The sequence below is a fragment of the Agromyces sp. GXS1127 genome, from assembly GCF_050565425.1.
Taxonomy (GTDB): domain Bacteria; phylum Actinomycetota; class Actinomycetes; order Actinomycetales; family Microbacteriaceae; genus Agromyces.
Genome location: NZ_JBOCIG010000002.1, coordinates 318,052 through 335,177, shown reverse-complemented (window position 1 = coordinate 335,177; position 17,126 = coordinate 318,052). Strand labels below are relative to the sequence as shown.

Genomic DNA, 17,126 nt, shown 5'->3' with positions numbered 1-17,126 from the left:
CGGGCGGAGTCAAGGGGTGCCGCGCGGGCCGCCCGGGCGGGCAGGGTTGCGGCATGGGTTCGGCATGGCTGTTCGGCGCGGTGGCGTCCAGCGCCCTGATCCTCGGCGCCGCGATCGGGGTGCGGTTCCGGCTGCCCAAGCGTCTGCTCGCGATCCTGCTCTCGTTCGCGGCGGGCGCGCTCATCACCGCGCTGTCGTTCGAGCTGTTCGAGGACGCCTACGAGCGAGGCGGGCTGGTCCGCGCCGCGCTCGGGCTGCTCGTCGGCGCGCTCGTGTTCACGGTCCTCAGCGCACTGCTCGACCGCTGGGCCCAGCCGCGGGCGCGACCGATCCCGGCGGACGAAGTCGAGGGCAGCGTGAAGCTCGACACCGACGCCGCCGCGGCGGATCGCCCGGCCGCCGCAGCCTCCACACGCGGCGCAGCCGGGCTGGCGCTGCTCGCCGCGGTCACGCTCGACGGCGTCCCTGAGAACCTCGCGCTCGGCGTCTCGCTGGGCGGGGCCGGCTCGGGCGGACTCGCGCTGCTCGCGGCGATCTTCGTCTCGAACCTGCCGGAGGCGCTCGTCGGCGCCTCGTCGATGCGGGCGCGGGGGCGGTCCGCCGCGAGCATCCTGGTGCTGTGGGGAGCCTGCGCGGTCGTCCTCGTCCTCGCCGTGGTGGTGGGCGCCGGCCCGTTCGCGAACAGCGACCCGGAGACGGTGTCGCTGCCGCTCGCCTTCGCCGCCGGCGCCGTCATCGCCTCGCTCGCCGACACGCTCATGCCCGAGGCGTACGAGCACGGGGGGCCCGCGGTGGCGCTCAGCACCGCGGCCGGGTTCGTGCTCTCGTTCACGCTGTCGCTCGCATAGCGGCGGGCGGTGGCGCCGCGCGCGCGGGGCGGCGCGCGCGGGCGCCGCGGGCGTGCCGCGGTGCGGCGACCGTGTCAGCGCACCGCGTCGCCCGACTCCGCGAACCGCTGGAAGAGCTGCGTCTTGCGGCGGATGGCCTGCTCGTCGGTCGGGAGGTCCCAGATCGTCACCTGGGCGTCCGGCTGGACCGTCTCGACGCCCGTCGAGGTGACGATCTCGATCTCGTCGTGCTCGACGCCGAACAGGTCGGCGCCCGTGCGGGCGCCCCAGCGGACGATGGTCCCGATCGCCTCGCCGTCGGGGCGTGCGAGCACGTGTCCGACGTGCTGCGGGCCGAGGCTCCGCGCCGACAGGCGGCGCAGCGGTCGCGGGTCCGTACCGGTCGGGTTCGGCCAGCACACCTTGCAGGAACGGACGCCGGAGAGGCCGCGCGCGGCCTGCCGGGTCACGAGCGCGGGCAGCGGCATCCGGTAGGCGGGATCCGCGGCCAGGCGCCGGCGGTGCGGTTCGGTCCAGCGGGAGCGACGGTCGAGGTGCGACTCGATCGACGCGCACTCGAGCCGGTGCAGGGTCGGTTCGCGCGATGCGCCGGGACGGGTGAGGGCGAACTCGGCGCCCGTGGCGAAGCCGCGGCGCAGTTCGGCGAGTTCCTGCGCGACGATGCGGTCGACGAGGTCGTCGATCGCCTCGGGTCGGTAGACGTCGTCGGGCGACCCGTGGTCGACGGATGGCGCGGCGCCGGGCGCCTCGGGGGCGGCCGCTCGTCCGGGTCGGGTCATGCGATTGCTCCGTTTCCGTCGCCCCCCGCGACCGTGTCGTGAGCCCGAATGTAGTGACGCCCTGGCATGGGGGTGGGCGCGTCGCGCGGGCGTGTCGGCTCGGTGGCACCCGAACGCGGGGCGTGTGTCGGCGCGCTGCGTCGATACCCTTGCGGCAGGCGCCCCGGCACACACGACCGGACCGGTGAGAGGGGGTGGCGATGACGCAACGAGGCACGGCCCTGCTCGTCTCCGACGACGCCGGTGTCGTGCGCGAGTTGCCCGCCATCCTCGACGGCGCCGGCTACGCCATGCGCACCACGCCGGGCGACGGCGACCCGGCCGCGGTGGCGGCGCGGAGTCGACCCGATCTCGTGATCCTCGACGTCGGGATGTCGGCCACCGACGCGTTCGCGCTCGCCGCGGCGCTGCACGCCGACGAGACGATGCGGCTCGTGCCGGTGGCCTTCGTCGCCCACGCCGACGACGTCGCGACGAGAGTGCGGGCGCTCGCCGAGGGCGACGACCTGCTCTCCACGCCGTTCGACGCCGAGGACGTGCTCGATCGGGTCGAACGGCTCGTCTCCGTGTCGCGGATCAGGGCCGCCCTCCGTGACTCCGAGGGGCGATTCCGGACCGTCATGGCGGCGTGGCCCGATGCCGTGATCACCGCGGACGCACGCGGGGTCATCCGTGGCTGGAATCCCGCCGCGACCACCCTGCTCGGGTACGTCGAGGACGAGGCCGTGGGGCAGCCCGTCGGCCTCGTCGTGCCGCTGCAGTTGCGAGACACGCTGCGCGCCAGTGTCGATCGGGTGCGCAACGGGCACGAGTCGCACGTCATCGGGCAGAGCGTCGAGCTGCCCGCTCGTCGCCGCGACGGCTCCGAGTTCGTCGCGGGCCTGTCGCTCGCGACCTGGGTGCTCGACGGCCACCGCTACTACACCGGGATCGTGCACGAGATCGGGGTCGCGACGCCCGACCAGGACACCTTCGCCTCGGTCGCCGAATCGGCCATCGACGCGATCGTCTCGGCCGACCGCGCCGGCCGGATCGTCGCCTGGAACTCCGCCGCGACGAGGATCCTGGGATTCTCCGAGGAGGAGGCGCTCGGCCGGCTGCTGGACCTGATCATCCCGCCCGAGCACCTCGACGCGCATCACGCCGGCATGCGCCGGTACGCCGAGACCGGCGAGGCGCGCGTCATCGGCCGGACGGTCGAGCTGACCGCGAAGACGAAGGGCGGCGGACGCATCCCGATCGAGCTGTCGCTGTCGACCTGGATCGCGGACGGCGACCGGTACTACACGGGCATCATCCGCGACATCGCCGAACGCAAGGCGGCGGAGGAGTCGCTGCGGCAGAACGAGCGCGACCTCCGCGCCCGCTCCGCGCAGCTGCGCGAGAAGAACGCGGCGCTCGAGCGAACGCTCGACCAGCTGAGCCGGATGCAGGACCAGCTCATCCTCCAGGAGAAGATGGCCTCGCTCGGCCGGCTCAGCGCGGGCATGGCGCACGAGCTCAACAACCCGGCATCCGCTGCCCAGCGCGGGTCGAGCCAGGCGATGGCCGCCTTCGCCAAGCTGCAGGTCACCCAGCTGCAACTCGGCCGGCTCGGGCTCTACGGATCGAAGCTCGATCGGCTGCGCGAGCTCGACCGCCTCGCCGCCGACCACGCCACCGCGCCCGTCGAGCTCGGCGCGCTCGAGCGCATCGACCGTGAGACCGAGGTCGAGTCGTGGCTCGACCGGGAGGGCGTCGCCGACGGCGGTGAGCTGGCGCCGTCGCTGGTCGGCCTCGGCTTCACCGTGCAGGACCTCGAGCGGCTCGGCGAGGTGTTCCCCGAGGAGGAGCGCCGGGTCATCGTCGAGTGGCTCGGGCAGAAGTTCCTCGTGTACGCCCTGCTCGCCGAGGTCGCGGTGGGCACGACGCGCATGGTCGAACTCGTGAAGGCCCTGAAGACGTACACGTACATGGACCAGGCGCCCGTGCAGGACGTCGACGTTCGGCTCGGCCTCGACAACACGCTCGTCATGCTGCACAACAAGCTGAAGCGCGGCGTCCAGGTGGTGAAGGAGTACGAGCCCGGGCTGCCGACGATCCAGGCGCACGCGAGCGAGCTGAACCAGGTGTGGACGAACCTGATCGACAACGCGATCGATGCGATGCACGGAGAGGGCACGCTCGTCGTGCGGGCAGGGCAGGAGGGCGACCACGTGGTCGTCGAGATCGAGAACGACGGACCGGACATCCCGGCCGAGACGCTGTCGAAGCTGTTCGACCCGTTCTTCACCACGAAACCGCCCGGCGAGGGCACGGGCCTCGGCCTGCCGATCTCGCGCAACATCGTGGTCAAGAAGCACCACGGCGAGCTGACGGCGTCGTCGGGCGGCGGGCGCACGCGGTTCACCGCGCGGCTGCCGGTCGGCGTCGCGCCGACCGACGGCGAGGCCGACGACGACCTCGACGACGCGCTCGACGCCGCCCTCGACGCCGCGGAAGGGGAGTGACCGATGGCCAAGCCGATCATCATGACCGTCGACGACGAGCCGCAGGTGCTCGGCGCGATCGCGCGCGACCTCCAGGCGCGGTATCGCGACGACTACCGCATCGTCCGTTCGGGCTCGGGCCAGGACGCGCTCGACGCCGTCCGAGCCTTCAAGCGCCGCGGCGATGCGATCGCGCTCTTCCTCGTCGACCAGCGCATGCCGGGCATGACCGGCACCGAGTTCCTCACCGAGGCACTCGTGCTCTACCCGAACGCGAAGCGCGTGCTGCTCACCGCCTACGCCGACACGAGCGCGGCGATCACGAGCATCAACACGCTCGACCTCGACTACTACCTGCTCAAGCCGTGGGATCCGCCCGAGGACCGCCTGTACCCGGTGATCGACGACCTGCTCGACGACTGGCACGCCAGCACGCCGCCGACCTACGAGGGCGTGCGCGTCGCGGGCACGCTGTGGTCGCCGACGACGCACGCCGTGAAGGACTTCCTCGCGCGAAGCCAGATCCCGTACCAGTGGCTCGACATCGAGAAGAACGAGGGCGCCCGTGCGCTGGTCGAGGCGTCCTCGAGCGGCCTCACGCGGTTGCCGGTGGTGTTCCTGCCCGACGGCACGACCCTGTTCTGCCCCGACCTGCACGAGCTCGCCGAGCGCATCGGCCTGCGCGCGCCCGCCCAGCAGCCGTTCTACGACCTCGTGGTCGTGGGCGCCGGTCCGGCCGGCCTCGCGGCCGCCGTGTACGGCGCGTCGGAGGGACTCCGCACCGCGGTCGTCGAGCGCGAGGTGCCCGGCGGCCAGGCCGGAACGAGCTCGCGCATCGAGAACTACCTCGGGTTCCCGCACGGCATCAGCGGCGCCGACCTCGCGCGGCGCGCCGTGACGCAGGCCCGCCGGCTCGGCGCGGAGATCCTCTCGCCGCAGTCGGTCACGGCCATCCGCGTCGAGGACTCGTACAAGATCGTCACGCTCGACGACGGCACCGAGCTCCGCTCGAGGGCGCTCGTGCTCGCGACCGGCGTCGACACCCGCACGCTCGGCGTCCCCGGCGAGGAGCGCCTGGCCGGGGCATCCGTCTACTACGGCGCGGCCGCGTCGGAGGCGGCCGAGTACGCCGGACGCCGCGTGGTCGTGGTCGGCGGCGCGAACTCGGCCGGGCAGGGGGCGATGTTCCTCTCGCGGTACGCCGCCGAGGTCACGATGCTCGTGCGCGGCGCGGGCCTGGAGTCGTCGATGTCGCGCTACCTCATCGACCAGATCGAGGCGACGCGGAACATCACCGTGCTCCCGCACCGCCGGGTCGTCGCGCTGACCGGCGAGGACCGGCTGCGCTCCGTCACCGTGGCCGACACGAGCACGGGCGATGAGGAGGAGATGCCCGCCGACGCGATGTTCGTCTTCATCGGCGCGGTGCCGGGCACCGAGCTCGTGCGCGGGTTGATCGAGCTCGACGACCACGGCTTCGTCCTGACCGGGCAGGACCTGATGGTCGACGGGCGCCGGCCGCGCGGATGGACGCCGCGCCGCGACCCGTTCCCCCAGGAGGCCAGCGTTCCCGGCATCTTCGCCGCCGGCGACGTGCGCCACGACGTGATGCGTCGCGTCGCGTCGGCGGTCGGGCAGGGCGCGGTCGCGGTGAGCCTCGTGCACAAGTACCTCGAGACGGTGTGAACGGATGCCGCGTGGCGGGCGCCTGCCCGCTGTGGTCTGCACGGCGGCGGCGCGCCGCGTTCGCAGGATGAGGCGGGTGATGGGGCTCGTGGCGGGGGTATGACGCGTCTCGTCCTGCGTATTCGACCGACGGCGGGCCCGACGACCGCGCCATGATGGAGTCATGGCGACCGACCCGGTGGCGGAGGCGGCCGACGCGCTCTACGCGCTCGTCCCCGAGGAGTTCACGGCGGCGCGCAACGAACGCGCCGCCGAGGCGCGCGGCGCCGGCGAAACCGCGGCGGCCAAGGCGATCACCGGGCTGCGACGCCCGTCGCCGTCGGCCTGGATCGTCAACCGGCTCGCGCGCGACGAGCCCGACCGCGTCGGCGACCTGGTCGGACTCGGCGGGGAGCTCGCCGACGCGCAGGCCGCCGGCGACGGCCGGGCGCTCGGCGCGCTCGTCGCCGAACGGCGCGAACTGATCGGCGACCTCATGCGGCTGGCGTCGGGGCTCGCCGACGCCGCGGACCGCACGCCGTCGCGAGCCGTGCTCGACGAGGTCGAGCAGACCTTGGTCGCGGCGAGCGTCTCGGCGGAGGCCGGGTCGGCCGTCGCGAGCGGTCGGCTCGTGCGCGCCCTCCGCGCGGTCGGCGTCGACGTCGACCTGGCGGGTGCGGTCGGCGGCGGCGAGCCGGGGCCGCCGCGGCGACTGGGGAGACGCCCGGCCGAGCGCGCCGAGGGGCGAGCGGATGCCGCGTCCCGCCCCGCGAACATCCGCGTGACCGCTCGGGCCACCGACCCGGATGCCGCCGCGGAGCAGGCCCGGCGCGACCGCGAGCGACGCGAAGCGGCCGTGGCGGCCGCCCGCGAGCGGGCCGACGACGACGCGCACGCGCTCGCCGAGGCATCCGTTCGCCGCGACGCCGCAGAGCAGCGGTTCGAAGACCTCGAGGCCGAGCGCGACGAGCTCGAGCGGCGCCTGTCGGAGGTGCGCGACGAGCTCCGCCCGGCCGAGCGGGAGGTGCGCATCGCGACGCGAGCCCACGAATCGGCGGTTGCCGAGGCCGAACGCTCGGCGCGCGCCCGCGACGAGGCCGAGGCGGCGCTGAGCGACGACGAGGCCTGAGCGGATCCGATGCTGGGGCCGTCCAGTCGCTGCGCTGACCCACGGAATGGGGGATGACCTCCGGTTCGAAGCGCTCTAGCGTGAGGAGCGCCGCGGGGCCGTGGCCGAACGCCGTTGGAGGCGCCATGTATCGGTCCCTGCCCACTCTGCCTTCGCTGTTCCGACGCGAGGAATCGAGACATCCGGTCGAGGGTGCTGCGCCGCCGACGCCGGAGTCCGTCGGACGACGTGCCGTTCGACGCACGCTCGCCGCGGTCGCGGCGCTCGCGCTGGGACTGGCGGCCGGAGTCGTCGGCAGCCCGCCCGCATCGGCGGCGCCGGGGTCGTCGAAACCCGACGTGACGTTCACCGCACCGATCCTCGACGGGCGCACGGCGACCGTGCAGTACACCGTCAACCGCTCGGAGAAGTCCATCGACTCGATGACGTGCGAGCTCCGCGCGCCCGGAGGCGGGACGACGGCGGCGGACTGCGGGTCGCGCGTGGAGTCCTCGGGGAAGACGACGACGTATCGGGCCGCGCTGGTCGACCTCGAGCGAGGCGAATCCGTCTTCTCCGTGACCGTGCGGCTGAGCGACCGCGGAGTGGGCTCCGGTTCGGTCTCCATCCTGATCGCCAACGCCGCACCCGAGGCGAATGAGGATCTCTATTCCGTCGACGAGGACGGGGAGCTCACCGTGCCCGCTCCCGGCGTGCTCGCCAACGACGGCGATGCGGACGGCGATCAGCTGACCGTCGCCCTCGAGAGCGGCTCCGCGTCGGGAACCCTCGTGCTGAATCCCGACGGTTCGTTCGGCTACTCGCCGTCCGCGCAGTTCAACGGGGTGGATTCCTTCACCTACCGCGCCCACGACGGCAACGGCGGTTCCGCCGTCGGGACCGTCACGGTGACCGTCTCGCCGGTGAACGATGCACCCGAGGCCGCCGGCGACGTCTACGAGGTCGACGAGGACACGCCGCTCGTCGTGCCGGCGCCGGGGGTCCTCGGCAACGACGTCGACGTCGACGGCGACCAGCTGAGCGCGATCGGCGTCGAGGCGCCGGGCGCACCCGCGGGCGAGTCGGTGGCCGTCTCTCCCGACGGGTCGCTGAGCTTCTCGCCCGCGCCCGACTTCGCCGGCTCCCGCACCCTGCAGTACCGGATCTCGGACGGCGCGATCGAGGCGACCGCCTCGATCGACATCGCGGTGCGTCCCGTGAACGACGCACCGGTCGCGGTGGATGACCTCGTCTCGGCCACCGCCGGGACTCCGCTCGTGATCTCCGCGGCGGATCTGCTCGTCAACGACTCCGATGTCGACGGTCCCGGTCTCTCGGTCGTCTCGGTCGAGAACGCGACGGACGGGACGGCGGCGCTCGAGGGCGGGGCCATCACGGCCACGCCCGGCGACGGGGTGGAGTCGATGACCTTCGGCTACACGGTCTCCGACGGCGACCTCTCGGCGTCGGCGCTCGTCACGATCCGGCTGACGCCGCCGCCGCCGACCGTCGAGGAGCTGTGCGCCGAGACCGGCGGGGCCTACTCCGACCTCTGGTCTGCGTGGAGATGCTTCTGGAACGACCACCCGGAGCCGACCGGGGCCACACTGAGGTCCGCGTTCCAACCGGCATGTCCGGCCGCGTCGGCCACGTGGACCATCGTCTCGGACGAGGTGTTCCCGCGTGACGGCTTCCGTGACATCACCGTGGTGTGCCCGAAGCCCGCCACGCTCGAACTGGGCGAAGTCTGCCTCAGCCTCGGCCAGGACTTCGGCTCCCAGTCCGGTGCGTTGACCTGCGGCGACTTCGGGCTGCCGCCGACCCCCACGGTCCTCGCACGGCTCGGCGCGCCGTGCGACGAGCTCGGAGGCGAGTCCTCGGTGGTCGAGATCGCACCCCAGCTCGGGCCGCCCCTGCCGACGTACCGCTATCGTTGCGCGCCGACCGCCTGACGATGCACCGCGGCGGCCGTCGCCTTCAACGGGCGACGGCCGCCGTCGCGGGCGCCCACGCAGGCCACGGTGTGGATAACTGAGCGGGCCGGGCCCACCGCTTCTCCATGATGGGAGCCATGTCGGACCCCGTGCGCACCATCGCCGAGCGCGTGCGCGGGCGGGTGCTCCGCGAGGGCGTCGACCTCGGCCGCGACGACGGCGTCGCCGCGCGGTTCGCCGCCGAGGAGGTGCGGCGGTACTCCGAGCGGGCGCTCGCCGGTGCGCACGCGCCGCTCGGCGACGAGCAGGTCGCCGCGCGCGAGGTCGTGGCATCCATCACCGGCTATGGGCCGCTGCAGCCCTTCTTCGACGATCCGATGATCGAGGAGATCTGGATCAACTCGCCGACCCGCGTGTTCGTGGCGCGCGGCGGCGTGGCCGAGCTCACCACGGTCGTGCTCTCCGACCGCGAGGTGCGCGACCTGGTCGAGCGGATGCTGCAGCACTCGGGCCGGAGAGTCGACCTCAGTTCGCCGTTCGTCGACGCGTCGCTGCCCGACGGCTCGCGCCTGCACGTCGCGATTCCCGATGTCACGCGGGCGCACTGGGCGGTGAACATCCGGAAGTTCCAGCAGCGCATCCGCTCGCTGCAGCGGCTCGTCGAACTGGGCTCGATCACCAGGCCGGCGGCCGAGTTCCTGCGGATGGGCGTGCTCGCCGGCGCCAACGTGCTGGTCTCGGGTGCGACGCACACCGGCAAGACGACGATGCTCAACGCGCTGCTGGCCGCGACGCGCCAGGGCGAGCGCGTCGTCACGGTCGAGGAGACGTTCGAGCTCGACCTCGACGTGCGCGACCTCGTCGCGATGCAGTGCCGTCAGCCGAACCTCGAGGGCAGTGGCGAGATCACCCTGCGCCGGCTCGTCAAGGAGGCGCTGCGGATGCGGCCGGACCGGCTCATCGTCGGCGAGGTGCGCGAGGCCGAGAGCCTCGACCTCCTGATCGCCCTGAACTCCGGTTTGCCCGGCATGTGCACCATCCACGCGAACTCCGCGCAGGATGCGCTCGCGAAGCTCTGCACGCTGCCGCTCCTCGCCGGCCGGAACGTCGACTCGGCCTTCGTCGTGCCGACCGTGGCATCCTGCATCGACCTCGTCGTGCACCTCGCGATCGATCGCGACGGACGGCGTCGCGTCGCCGAGATCGCCGCGACCACCGGCGAAACGGCGGGCGCGCGGGTCGAGGCCGACGCGATCTTCCGGTTCGACCGGGCGGCCGGATCGAACGGGGAACTCGTCCGCACCGCGGCGCACCCGACCCGGCTCGACAAGTTCGAGGCGGCCGGGCTCGATCCCTCGATCGTCCTGGGGGCGGCGGCGTGAGCCTCATCCTCGGGGCGACGCTCGGCGCCGGCCTCGTCCTGGTGCTGTCGCCGTGGCTCTGGCCGTCACGACGGCCCGGCGCCGACGCAGCCGGTGGCGCGGCCGGGACCCGCGGAACCCTCGCGGCCGTCCGGGACGAGTTCGCGCTCGCCGGGATCCCGGGCGTCCCGGTCGTCGTGGTGGCCGTCCTCGCCCTGGTTCTCGCGGCACTCGGCGCCGCGCTCGCGCAGGCCGTGTTCGGCGTGCCCCTGCTCGCGCTGATCGGGGCGCTCCTCGGCGCCGGCGTGCTGCCCGTCCTCATCCGGTCGCGAGCCAACCGCCGCCGCGCGACCAATCGCGCGATCTGGCCCGACGTCGTCGACCACCTCGTCGCCGGCGTGCGCGCGGGGATGAACCTGCCCGACGCGATCGCGTCGCTCGCCGACCTGGGCCCGGCGGCGACGAGGAGTGCCTTCGGCGCGTTCGACGACGAGTTCCGGCGAACGGGCGACTTCGGCTCGGCGGTCGACTCCCTGAAGGACCGACTCGCCGACCCGGTCGCCGATCGCATCCTCGAGACCCTGCGGATGGCGCGTGAGGTCGGCGGCACCGACCTGACCGCCGTGCTTCGCGGGCTCGCGGGCTACCTGCGAGAGGATGCCGCGCTCCGCGCCGAGGTCGTCGCGCGGCAGGGGTGGATCCGGAACGCGGCGCGGCTCGGTGTCGCCGCGCCGTGGCTCCTCCTCTGCGTGCTCGCGACCCGGCCCGAGACCCTCGCCTCGTACGACTCGACGGCGGGCACCGTGCTCATCCTCTGCGGCGTGCTGGTCACCCTCGTCGCCTACCGCCTCATGCTCGGACTCGGACGGCTTCCCGAGGAGCGACGATGGTTCAGCTGACGGCGACGCCCGTGCTCGCCATCGCGTCGGGAGCCGTCCTCGGGCTCGGGCTGTGGCTCGTCGTCGCCTCGGTGCCCCGCATCGGCCGAGCGCGACTCGTCGATCGCGTGGCGCCGTACATCACCGACATCTCCGCCGAGGCGCGCGCGATGCGCGCCCGGCCGGCCTCCGACCCGGGGTCGGTCATCGGGATGCTCGTGCTGCCCGCGGCGCGGCGAGCCCGCGCCATCCTGTCGTCGATCCTGGGCGGCAACGACGCGATCGCACGTCGGCTCCGGCAGGCCGGAGCGGAGGTCACGGTGGAGCGCTTCCGGGGGCGCCAGCTGTTGTGGGCGACCACCGGGTTCGCGTTCGGGGCGCTGTTCGCGCTCTTCGCGCCCGCGATGGAGACCGCACCGACGGTGCTGCGCTGGGCGGTGCCGCCCTTCGGCGCGATCGCGGCGGCCATCGCGGCCGACTGGATGCTGCAGCGCGCCGCGCGGCGGCGGCTCGCCCGGATCACGAGTGAACTGCCGACCGTGCTGGAGTTCCTGACGCTGAGCCTCACGGCCGGCGAGGGCATGCTCGACGCCCTCCGCCGCGTGGCACGGACCGGTTCGGGCGAGCTCTCCCGCGAATTCGCCGGCGTCGTCGCCGCCGTCGGCACCGGCGTGCCGCTCGGCGCCGCCCTGGCCGACGTGCGCGACGGCCTCGAGCACCCGGCGCTGTCGCGGGCCATCGACCAGGTGCTCGGCGCCTTGGAGCGCGGCACGCCGCTCGCCGAGGTGCTCCGGGCGCAGGCGGGCGACGCTCGTTCCGAGGCCAAGCGCACGCTCATCGAGCTCGCGGGCCGCAAGGAGATCGCGATGCTCGTGCCGCTCGTCTTCCTCATCCTCCCGGTGACGATCGCCTTCGCGCTGTTCCCCGGCTACCTCGTGCTCCAGGCCGGCTTCTGATGCGCCGCACTGCTCCGCCTTCCGACGAAAGGACCCCGCATGCCCCGCTGGATCGCCCGACGCCTCGCCGACGAACGCGGCGACGTGCCCGGATGGGTGCTCATCACGCTGATGACCGCCGGACTCGTGATCGTGATCTGGGGGCTCGCCGGACCGGCGCTCTCGGGGGTCTTCGACCAGGCGATCGATCGGGTCGTCGGCTTCTGAGGCGACTCGTCGACGAACGCGGGTCGGCGATCGCGGAGTTCTCGCTCGTGGGCGTGCTCCTGACGGCGCTGCTGCTCGCGGTCGTGCAGCTGGCGCTCGCGCTGCACGTGCGGAACACCGTGCTCGACGCGGCCGCCGAGGGTGCCCGCTACGCGGCGCTCGCCGGGTCGTCGCCCGCGGCGGGCGTCGAACGCACCCGTCGGCTCATCGACGCGGCGATCGCCGCCGAGTACGCATCGGATGTCTCGGCCGCGACGACCACGGTCGGAGGAGCTCCCGCCATCGCGGTCACCGTCCGGGCGGTGCTTCCCGTCGTCGGCCTGTTCGGCCCGGAGCGAGGGCTGGAGGTGACCGGGCATGCCGCGATCGAGCTCATCGACTGACACGACCGATCGGGGGCTCGACGGCGAGGCGGGTTCGGCCTCGCTCGAGTTCCTCACGGTGGGGATGATCCTGCTCGTGCCGCTCGTGTACCTCGTGCTCGCCATGGCCTCGATCCAGGCCGCCGCGCTCGGCGTCGAGGGTGCAGCTCGTCAGGCTGCCCGCGTCGCGGTGCTGCGAGCGGATGCCGGCGAGCCCGCGGCATCCGTCGAGCGCACGGTGCGCGTGGTGCTCGCCGACTACGGGATCGACGCGGGCGCGGCATCCGTCGACATCGACTGCAGTGCGTCGTGCGCGTCGCCCGGGACGCGGGTCACGGTCGCGGTCGGCGCCTCGGTGGCCCTCCCGCTCGTGCCGCAGGCGCTCGCCTCCAGCGGCATCGGCACCGTGCGGCTCGAGTCGCAAGCGACGCAGACCGTGTCGCGATTCGCCGGTGCGTCGTGACTCGGCCGTTGCCGCGGCGCCTCAGTGATGACGAGGGCGGCTCGACGCTGCTCCTCACGATCTTCTACGGCGTCCTCGCGCTCGCGCTGGTGCTCGTGGTCACGTCGGCGACGTCGCTCTACCTCGAGCGCAAGCGGCTCTTCACCCTCGCCGACGGTGCCGCGCTCGCGGCGGCGGAGTCGTGGCGGCTCGAGGAGGTCCGCCTCGAGGGCGACGCGCTCGTGTTCGGGCTCGACGAGGCATCCGTCGCCGACGCCGCGGCGACCTACCTCGGGGACGCGGGGCACTCGCTGCGCGGGCTCGAACTCGTGCGCGCCGGATCGGCCGACGGACGCAGCGCGAGCGTGACGCTCCGCGCCGTCTGGCATGCGCCGATCTCGACCGACCTCGTGCCGGTCACCGTCCCGATCGAGGTGACCGCCGACGCGCGGTCGGTCTTCCACTGAGGCGGCAGCACCGGCCGACGGCGCGTCGGCTCCCCGTCGGGATCAGCCCCGGGCCGTCGCCGCGATGAGGAGGATGACGATGAGGAGGACCGGCACGCCGATGACGCCGACGACGACCGCCCGGCGGAGCCGGTACATCGCGTCGTGGTCCCACATGGCGTTCGGCTGCATGCCGGTTCGGGTCACGCGGCGATAGCGGGAACCGCAGTGTGCGCATTCCCAGATGGTTCCCACGGTGTGGGCGGTCGCTGCGGGCAGCGGGCATCGGTGCGGACTCGTGGGCTGCGGAGCATCGTCGGTCGGCATGCGCGCCACGATAGGGCTCGGCGCGCCGCCGTGGGGCGGATCGCGTGACCTGTGGATGGACGCGGAGCGGCCGGCGACCCGAAGGCCGCCGGCCGCTCCGTCTCGGTGTCCCGAACGGGTGTGCGTGTCAGTCCAGCAGGTGGTCCAGCGCGCGCTCCATCCAGTCGGCGCGGGTCGCGGCATCCGTGATGCCCTCGAACCCGAAGCCCGCGTAGAGCGAGCCCGGCGTGGCCACGACCGCGGCCTCCGGGAACCCGCCCGCCGTGGTGCGGATGAAGTTGTTCGGGTTCGGCGAACTGCCCTCGGGCGGACCGGTGATCTCCCAGCCGCCGAGGTCCTCGGTCTCGAACGAGGTCGTGCCCTCGCCCGTCGAGACCTCGATGTCGTCGAAGAACACGCCGAGGCCCTGCGTCGCCCAGTCGCTGGCGTACGAGAGCGAGATCTCGACCTGGCCGCCGGCGTAGGCGCCGAGGTCGACCTCCCACTGCTGCCATCCGCCGGAGTTGCCGGATGCCGCGTTCCACGAGCCCGTCGAGCCCGTCGGATCGCAGGTGGCCGACTGGTAATGGTCGACCTGCGGGTGCAGTTCGTTCCATCCGGAGAGGCAGCTGTCGCCCGTGTCCTGCGACGTGTGCCCGTTGAGGTCGGGCAGCGTCGTCCAGTCGTCCTGGCCCGGCGTGTGCGCCTCGACGAACGTGAAGTCCCAGTGGGCCTCGGTGTCGTACGACGTCCAGAACGACAGCGTGGCGCCGCCGGCCGGAACGTCGATCGTGCGCGTCACCTGCTTGTACGAGACGTCGCCGAGCTGCGAGTACAGGTAGTAGTCGCCCGTGTGCGGCTCGAACGGCCCGCCCGCGCGATCCCAGCGGGCCGAGACCCAGCTGTCGAACTGCGGGTAGTCCGACGCGGGCAGCACGCCGCTCGTCGTGATGAACGAGTTCGTGTGGAACTGGTTCTGGGCGCTGTCGGCGCCGTTGAAGCTCCAGCTGAGGCCATCGAGCGGCACGTCCACGCCGAGGGCGTCGAGCACGTCGCCTTCGTCGTCCAGGCCGGCCGAGTCGACCGCCACGTATGCGCCGAGCCAGTACTGCAGCACGTCGTTCGTGAAGTCGCCCGAACCGCCGAGCGCATTGCAGCGCGCCAGTACGGTCGGATCGGCGCGGCACTCGGCGTTCGCCGGAGTGGGGTCGAAGTACTGCGTGCCGAGGTTCGGCGTGTACTGGCTGCCCGCGTAGTCGCCCGTGTAGAGCACCTGGCCGCCCTCGTTCATGAAGTCGCGGACGTTCAGGAGCTCGTCCATCGCCAGGCGCGAGGCGTTGCCTCCACCCCAGTCCGCCTCACGCGTCACGACGTCGTCACCGGTGTACCAGACGACGGCGTCGTAGTGCGAGAGCACGCCGAGCGCGTCGGCCGCGGTCCGGTCGTTGGCATCGACGTCGTAGACGTCGTAGCTCGTGCCGTTCGCGTCGAGCGCGTCCGTGTAGTACGAGAGGTGGTGCGGGCCCGGCGCCTGAGCGGGCGAGAAGCCCGTGTAGTCCTCGGCCGCGAGCACCAGCACGTCGGCACCCGACTCGGAGACGGCCTCGTAGGTGAACGAGTCGCTCACCTCGCCGCCGCCCTCGAACCAGACGGTGACGGAATCGCCCGGATCCGTGCCCGTCACCACGCCGCTCATCACGCGGTAGTGGACGTCGGTGGTGCCGCCGTAGCGGTCGCCGCCGTCCCACTCCTCGGTCGGTGCGCTCTGGGCGTCGCCGCTGTTGATCGAGTACTTCACGGTCACGTCGCCGAGGCTGCGCTTCGCGAGGACGCGCACCTCCTGCGGGTCGCCGTAGGAGTGGTCGAAGGTGAAGTTCGACTGCGGCAGCCCGACCTTGTAGTCGTCGTCGCTCTCCAGGTAGAACGGCTCGGTCTCGATGCCGAGGTGCGACACCGGGTTCGCCGGGTCCACCGCCGACTTCGCGACATCCGTCGAGAACGGCAGGATCCGCTCGAACTCCGCCTGCACCGACTCCTCGTCATCGGGGAAGACGAAGCCGGCGCCGCTGCCGCCGTCGCTGAGTTCGGGCGTCCACGCGAGCGTGCCGTGCGTGACGTGTGCGAAGTCGGTGGTCTCGCCGTTCGTGACGTAAAGCACGTCGGAGGACAGGCCCGGTTCGAAGCCGTCGATCGCCGGGTCGTCGAGGTTGCCGGACAGGGCGTAGTAGATTGGGTCGTCCGCGCTCGGCGTGCCGACCTGCCATCCCTCGGGGTACAGCAGCCACTCGCCGTACGAGTGCCAGTTGACCTGGAACTCGGGCTGCGCGCGGTCGAACAGCGCCATCATCGCCTGCGTCTCCGGCTCGGATGCCGGGGACGGGCCGCGATACGTCGCGCTCGAGATCTGCGAGGACGACCCCTCCTCGTCGTACCCGAAGTGCTCCGGGTAGTTGCGGTTCGGGTCGACGCCGTCGGCGCCGGTGACGATGCCGTCGCCGTCGTTGTCGCGGAGGTTCTTCCGCCACAGGCGCTCGTGGTCGAACGTGTACTGGTACCCGTCCGGGTTCGCCACGAGGAGGAACCACAGTTCCGTCGACTTCAGGAGGTTCTTGACCTCCTTGTCGTCGGACTTCCACTCGTCCACGTACCAGTTGAGCAGGCGCCGGTTCGTCTCCGTCGAGATCCACTCGCGCGCGTGCTGCGTCGAGCTGTAGAGCACCGAGGGGCGCGAGCCGTCCTTCTGGCCCTTGGCGCCCTGGGTCAGCTTCACCGCGATGATCTCTCGACCCTCGTACGTCTCGCCGAGCACGACGAGCTTGACCAGTTGCGGGTTCTCCTTGGCGAGCCGGTAGAGCTCGTCGCGGATGCCGCCCGGCTCATCGTAGGAGCGCCAGACGTCGAAGCCGTACGCCGCCTGCTCCTCCGCCACCTGCTTGGCGGACTTGCCGTCCTTGTTCTTCTTCACCTTCACGTCGATGCCGCGCTCCGCGAGCGCGTCGGCCTCGTCCTCGGTGAGGATGAGGTCCATCTCGAGGCCGCGCCCGACGGCGTGGCTGCCGGCGACATCGAGGCCGGACTCGGCGATGTCGGCCGCCTGCTCAGCGGTCACCTCGGCGACGTACATGTCGAGCGACCCCACGTCGTCCTCGGCGGCGTTGGCGCCGATCGGACTCAGCATCGCCGCGACGACGGCCGCGGCGGCGATTCCGAAGGCGATGCGGGAGCGGGTGGAACGGTTTCCAGTCATGACGACCCCTCCGGTCCGTCTTCCGGCGCGAGGGGATGAGTGACGACGTTGTGCGTACGGAGCTCGCCACGCTTCTGGCGCTGTGCGGACCTTACGCGCCACCTTGGCCGCGTCCGTCT

General features: G+C 72.6%; 15 protein-coding genes. 12 read left to right on the top strand and 3 right to left on the bottom strand.

Annotation, left to right across the window (positions count from 1 at the left end):
• Window positions 1-53: 53 nt before the first annotated feature.
• A complete protein-coding gene (locus ACQ393_RS04490) occupies window positions 54-848 on the top strand; it encodes a ZIP family metal transporter (protein ID WP_430645617.1) in 795 nt (264 codons plus the stop codon).
• Between the two features lie 74 nt (window positions 849-922).
• Here the strand turns inward: ACQ393_RS04490 and ACQ393_RS04485 are convergent, their stop codons facing one another.
• Complete coding sequence (locus tag ACQ393_RS04485; protein ID WP_430645616.1) at window positions 923-1,627, bottom strand: hypothetical protein; 705 nt, start codon at window positions 1,625-1,627, stop codon at window positions 923-925.
• Between the two features lie 200 nt (window positions 1,628-1,827).
• Between ACQ393_RS04485 and ACQ393_RS04480 the strand changes: the two genes are divergently transcribed.
• The 11 genes from ACQ393_RS04480 to ACQ393_RS04430 all read left to right on the top strand — a co-directional run bounded on the left by ACQ393_RS04480 (window position 1,828) and on the right by ACQ393_RS04430 (window position 13,475).
• A complete protein-coding gene (locus ACQ393_RS04480) occupies window positions 1,828-4,116 on the top strand; it encodes a PAS domain S-box protein (RefSeq protein WP_430645615.1) in 2,289 nt (762 codons plus the stop codon).
• 3 nt (window positions 4,117-4,119) lie between these two features.
• Window positions 4,120-5,781, top strand: a complete 1,662-nt coding sequence (locus ACQ393_RS04475) for an FAD-dependent oxidoreductase (RefSeq protein WP_430645614.1) — start codon at window positions 4,120-4,122, stop codon at window positions 5,779-5,781.
• A 163-nt stretch (window positions 5,782-5,944) separates the two neighbouring features.
• The gene (locus ACQ393_RS04470) at window positions 5,945-6,889 is read left to right on the top strand and encodes a hypothetical protein (protein ID WP_430645613.1); all 945 of its coding nucleotides are present in this window, start codon (window positions 5,945-5,947) and stop codon (window positions 6,887-6,889) included.
• Window positions 6,890-7,227: 338 nt separating this feature from the next.
• The gene (locus ACQ393_RS04465) at window positions 7,228-8,820 is read left to right on the top strand and encodes a cadherin-like domain-containing protein (RefSeq protein WP_430645612.1); all 1,593 of its coding nucleotides are present in this window, start codon (window positions 7,228-7,230) and stop codon (window positions 8,818-8,820) included.
• 119 nt (window positions 8,821-8,939) lie between these two features.
• Window positions 8,940-10,184 (top strand): CpaF family protein, encoded by a 1,245-nt coding sequence (locus ACQ393_RS04460; RefSeq protein WP_430645611.1) that lies wholly within the window; start codon window positions 8,940-8,942, stop codon window positions 10,182-10,184.
• Complete coding sequence (locus ACQ393_RS04455) at window positions 10,181-11,062, top strand: type II secretion system F family protein (RefSeq protein WP_430645610.1); 882 nt, start codon at window positions 10,181-10,183, stop codon at window positions 11,060-11,062. Before ACQ393_RS04460 ends, ACQ393_RS04455 begins: the two co-directional genes overlap by 4 nt.
• Window positions 11,050-11,997, top strand: coding sequence for a type II secretion system F family protein (locus ACQ393_RS04450; protein ID WP_430645609.1), 948 nt, complete (start codon window positions 11,050-11,052; stop codon window positions 11,995-11,997). Before ACQ393_RS04455 ends, ACQ393_RS04450 begins: the two co-directional genes overlap by 13 nt.
• A 39-nt stretch (window positions 11,998-12,036) precedes the next feature.
• Window positions 12,037-12,204, top strand: a complete 168-nt coding sequence (locus ACQ393_RS04445) for a hypothetical protein (RefSeq protein WP_240898393.1) — start codon at window positions 12,037-12,039, stop codon at window positions 12,202-12,204.
• Complete coding sequence (locus tag ACQ393_RS04440; protein ID WP_430645808.1) at window positions 12,135-12,587, top strand: TadE/TadG family type IV pilus assembly protein; 453 nt, start codon at window positions 12,135-12,137, stop codon at window positions 12,585-12,587. The genes ACQ393_RS04445 and ACQ393_RS04440 overlap by 70 nt, the downstream gene beginning before the upstream one ends.
• A complete protein-coding gene (locus tag ACQ393_RS04435) occupies window positions 12,562-13,029 on the top strand; it encodes a hypothetical protein (protein WP_430645608.1) in 468 nt (155 codons plus the stop codon). Before ACQ393_RS04440 ends, ACQ393_RS04435 begins: the two co-directional genes overlap by 26 nt.
• A gap of 8 nt (window positions 13,030-13,037) precedes the next feature.
• Window positions 13,038-13,475: a pilus assembly protein TadG-related protein gene (locus ACQ393_RS04430; protein WP_430645607.1), complete on the top strand. Its 438-nt coding sequence runs from the start codon at window positions 13,038-13,040 to the stop codon at window positions 13,473-13,475.
• 42 nt (window positions 13,476-13,517) lie between these two features.
• Here the strand turns inward: ACQ393_RS04430 and ACQ393_RS04425 are convergent, their stop codons facing one another.
• Window positions 13,518-13,661 carry a hypothetical protein gene (locus ACQ393_RS04425; protein WP_430645606.1) on the bottom strand — a complete coding sequence of 48 codons (144 nt, stop codon included), beginning with the start codon at window positions 13,659-13,661 and terminating at the stop codon, window positions 13,518-13,520.
• Between the two features lie 247 nt (window positions 13,662-13,908).
• The gene (locus ACQ393_RS04420) at window positions 13,909-17,007 is read right to left on the bottom strand and encodes a M14 family zinc carboxypeptidase (protein ID WP_430645605.1); all 3,099 of its coding nucleotides are present in this window, start codon (window positions 17,005-17,007) and stop codon (window positions 13,909-13,911) included.
• Between the last annotated feature and the right edge of the window lie 119 nt (window positions 17,008-17,126).

Bases quoted from the DNA above. Each gene is read 5' to 3' on its own strand.
- ACQ393_RS04490 (WP_430645617.1), top strand. From the start codon at position 54: ATGGGTTCGGCATGGCTGTTCGGCGCGGTGGCGTCCAGCGCCCTGATC.
- ACQ393_RS04485 (WP_430645616.1), bottom strand. From the start codon at position 1,627: ATGACCCGACCCGGACGAGCGGCCGCCCCCGAGGCGCCCGGCGCCGCG.
- ACQ393_RS04480 (WP_430645615.1), top strand. From the start codon at position 1,828: ATGACGCAACGAGGCACGGCCCTGCTCGTCTCCGACGACGCCGGTGTC.
- ACQ393_RS04475 (WP_430645614.1), top strand. From the start codon at position 4,120: ATGGCCAAGCCGATCATCATGACCGTCGACGACGAGCCGCAGGTGCTC.
- ACQ393_RS04470 (WP_430645613.1), top strand. From the start codon at position 5,945: ATGGCGACCGACCCGGTGGCGGAGGCGGCCGACGCGCTCTACGCGCTC.
- ACQ393_RS04460 (WP_430645611.1), top strand. From the start codon at position 8,940: ATGTCGGACCCCGTGCGCACCATCGCCGAGCGCGTGCGCGGGCGGGTG.
- ACQ393_RS04450 (WP_430645609.1), top strand. From the start codon at position 11,050: ATGGTTCAGCTGACGGCGACGCCCGTGCTCGCCATCGCGTCGGGAGCC.
- ACQ393_RS04445 (WP_240898393.1), top strand. From the start codon at position 12,037: ATGCCCCGCTGGATCGCCCGACGCCTCGCCGACGAACGCGGCGACGTG.
- ACQ393_RS04435 (WP_430645608.1), top strand. From the start codon at position 12,562: ATGCCGCGATCGAGCTCATCGACTGACACGACCGATCGGGGGCTCGAC.
- ACQ393_RS04420 (WP_430645605.1), bottom strand. From the start codon at position 17,007: ATGACTGGAAACCGTTCCACCCGCTCCCGCATCGCCTTCGGAATCGCC.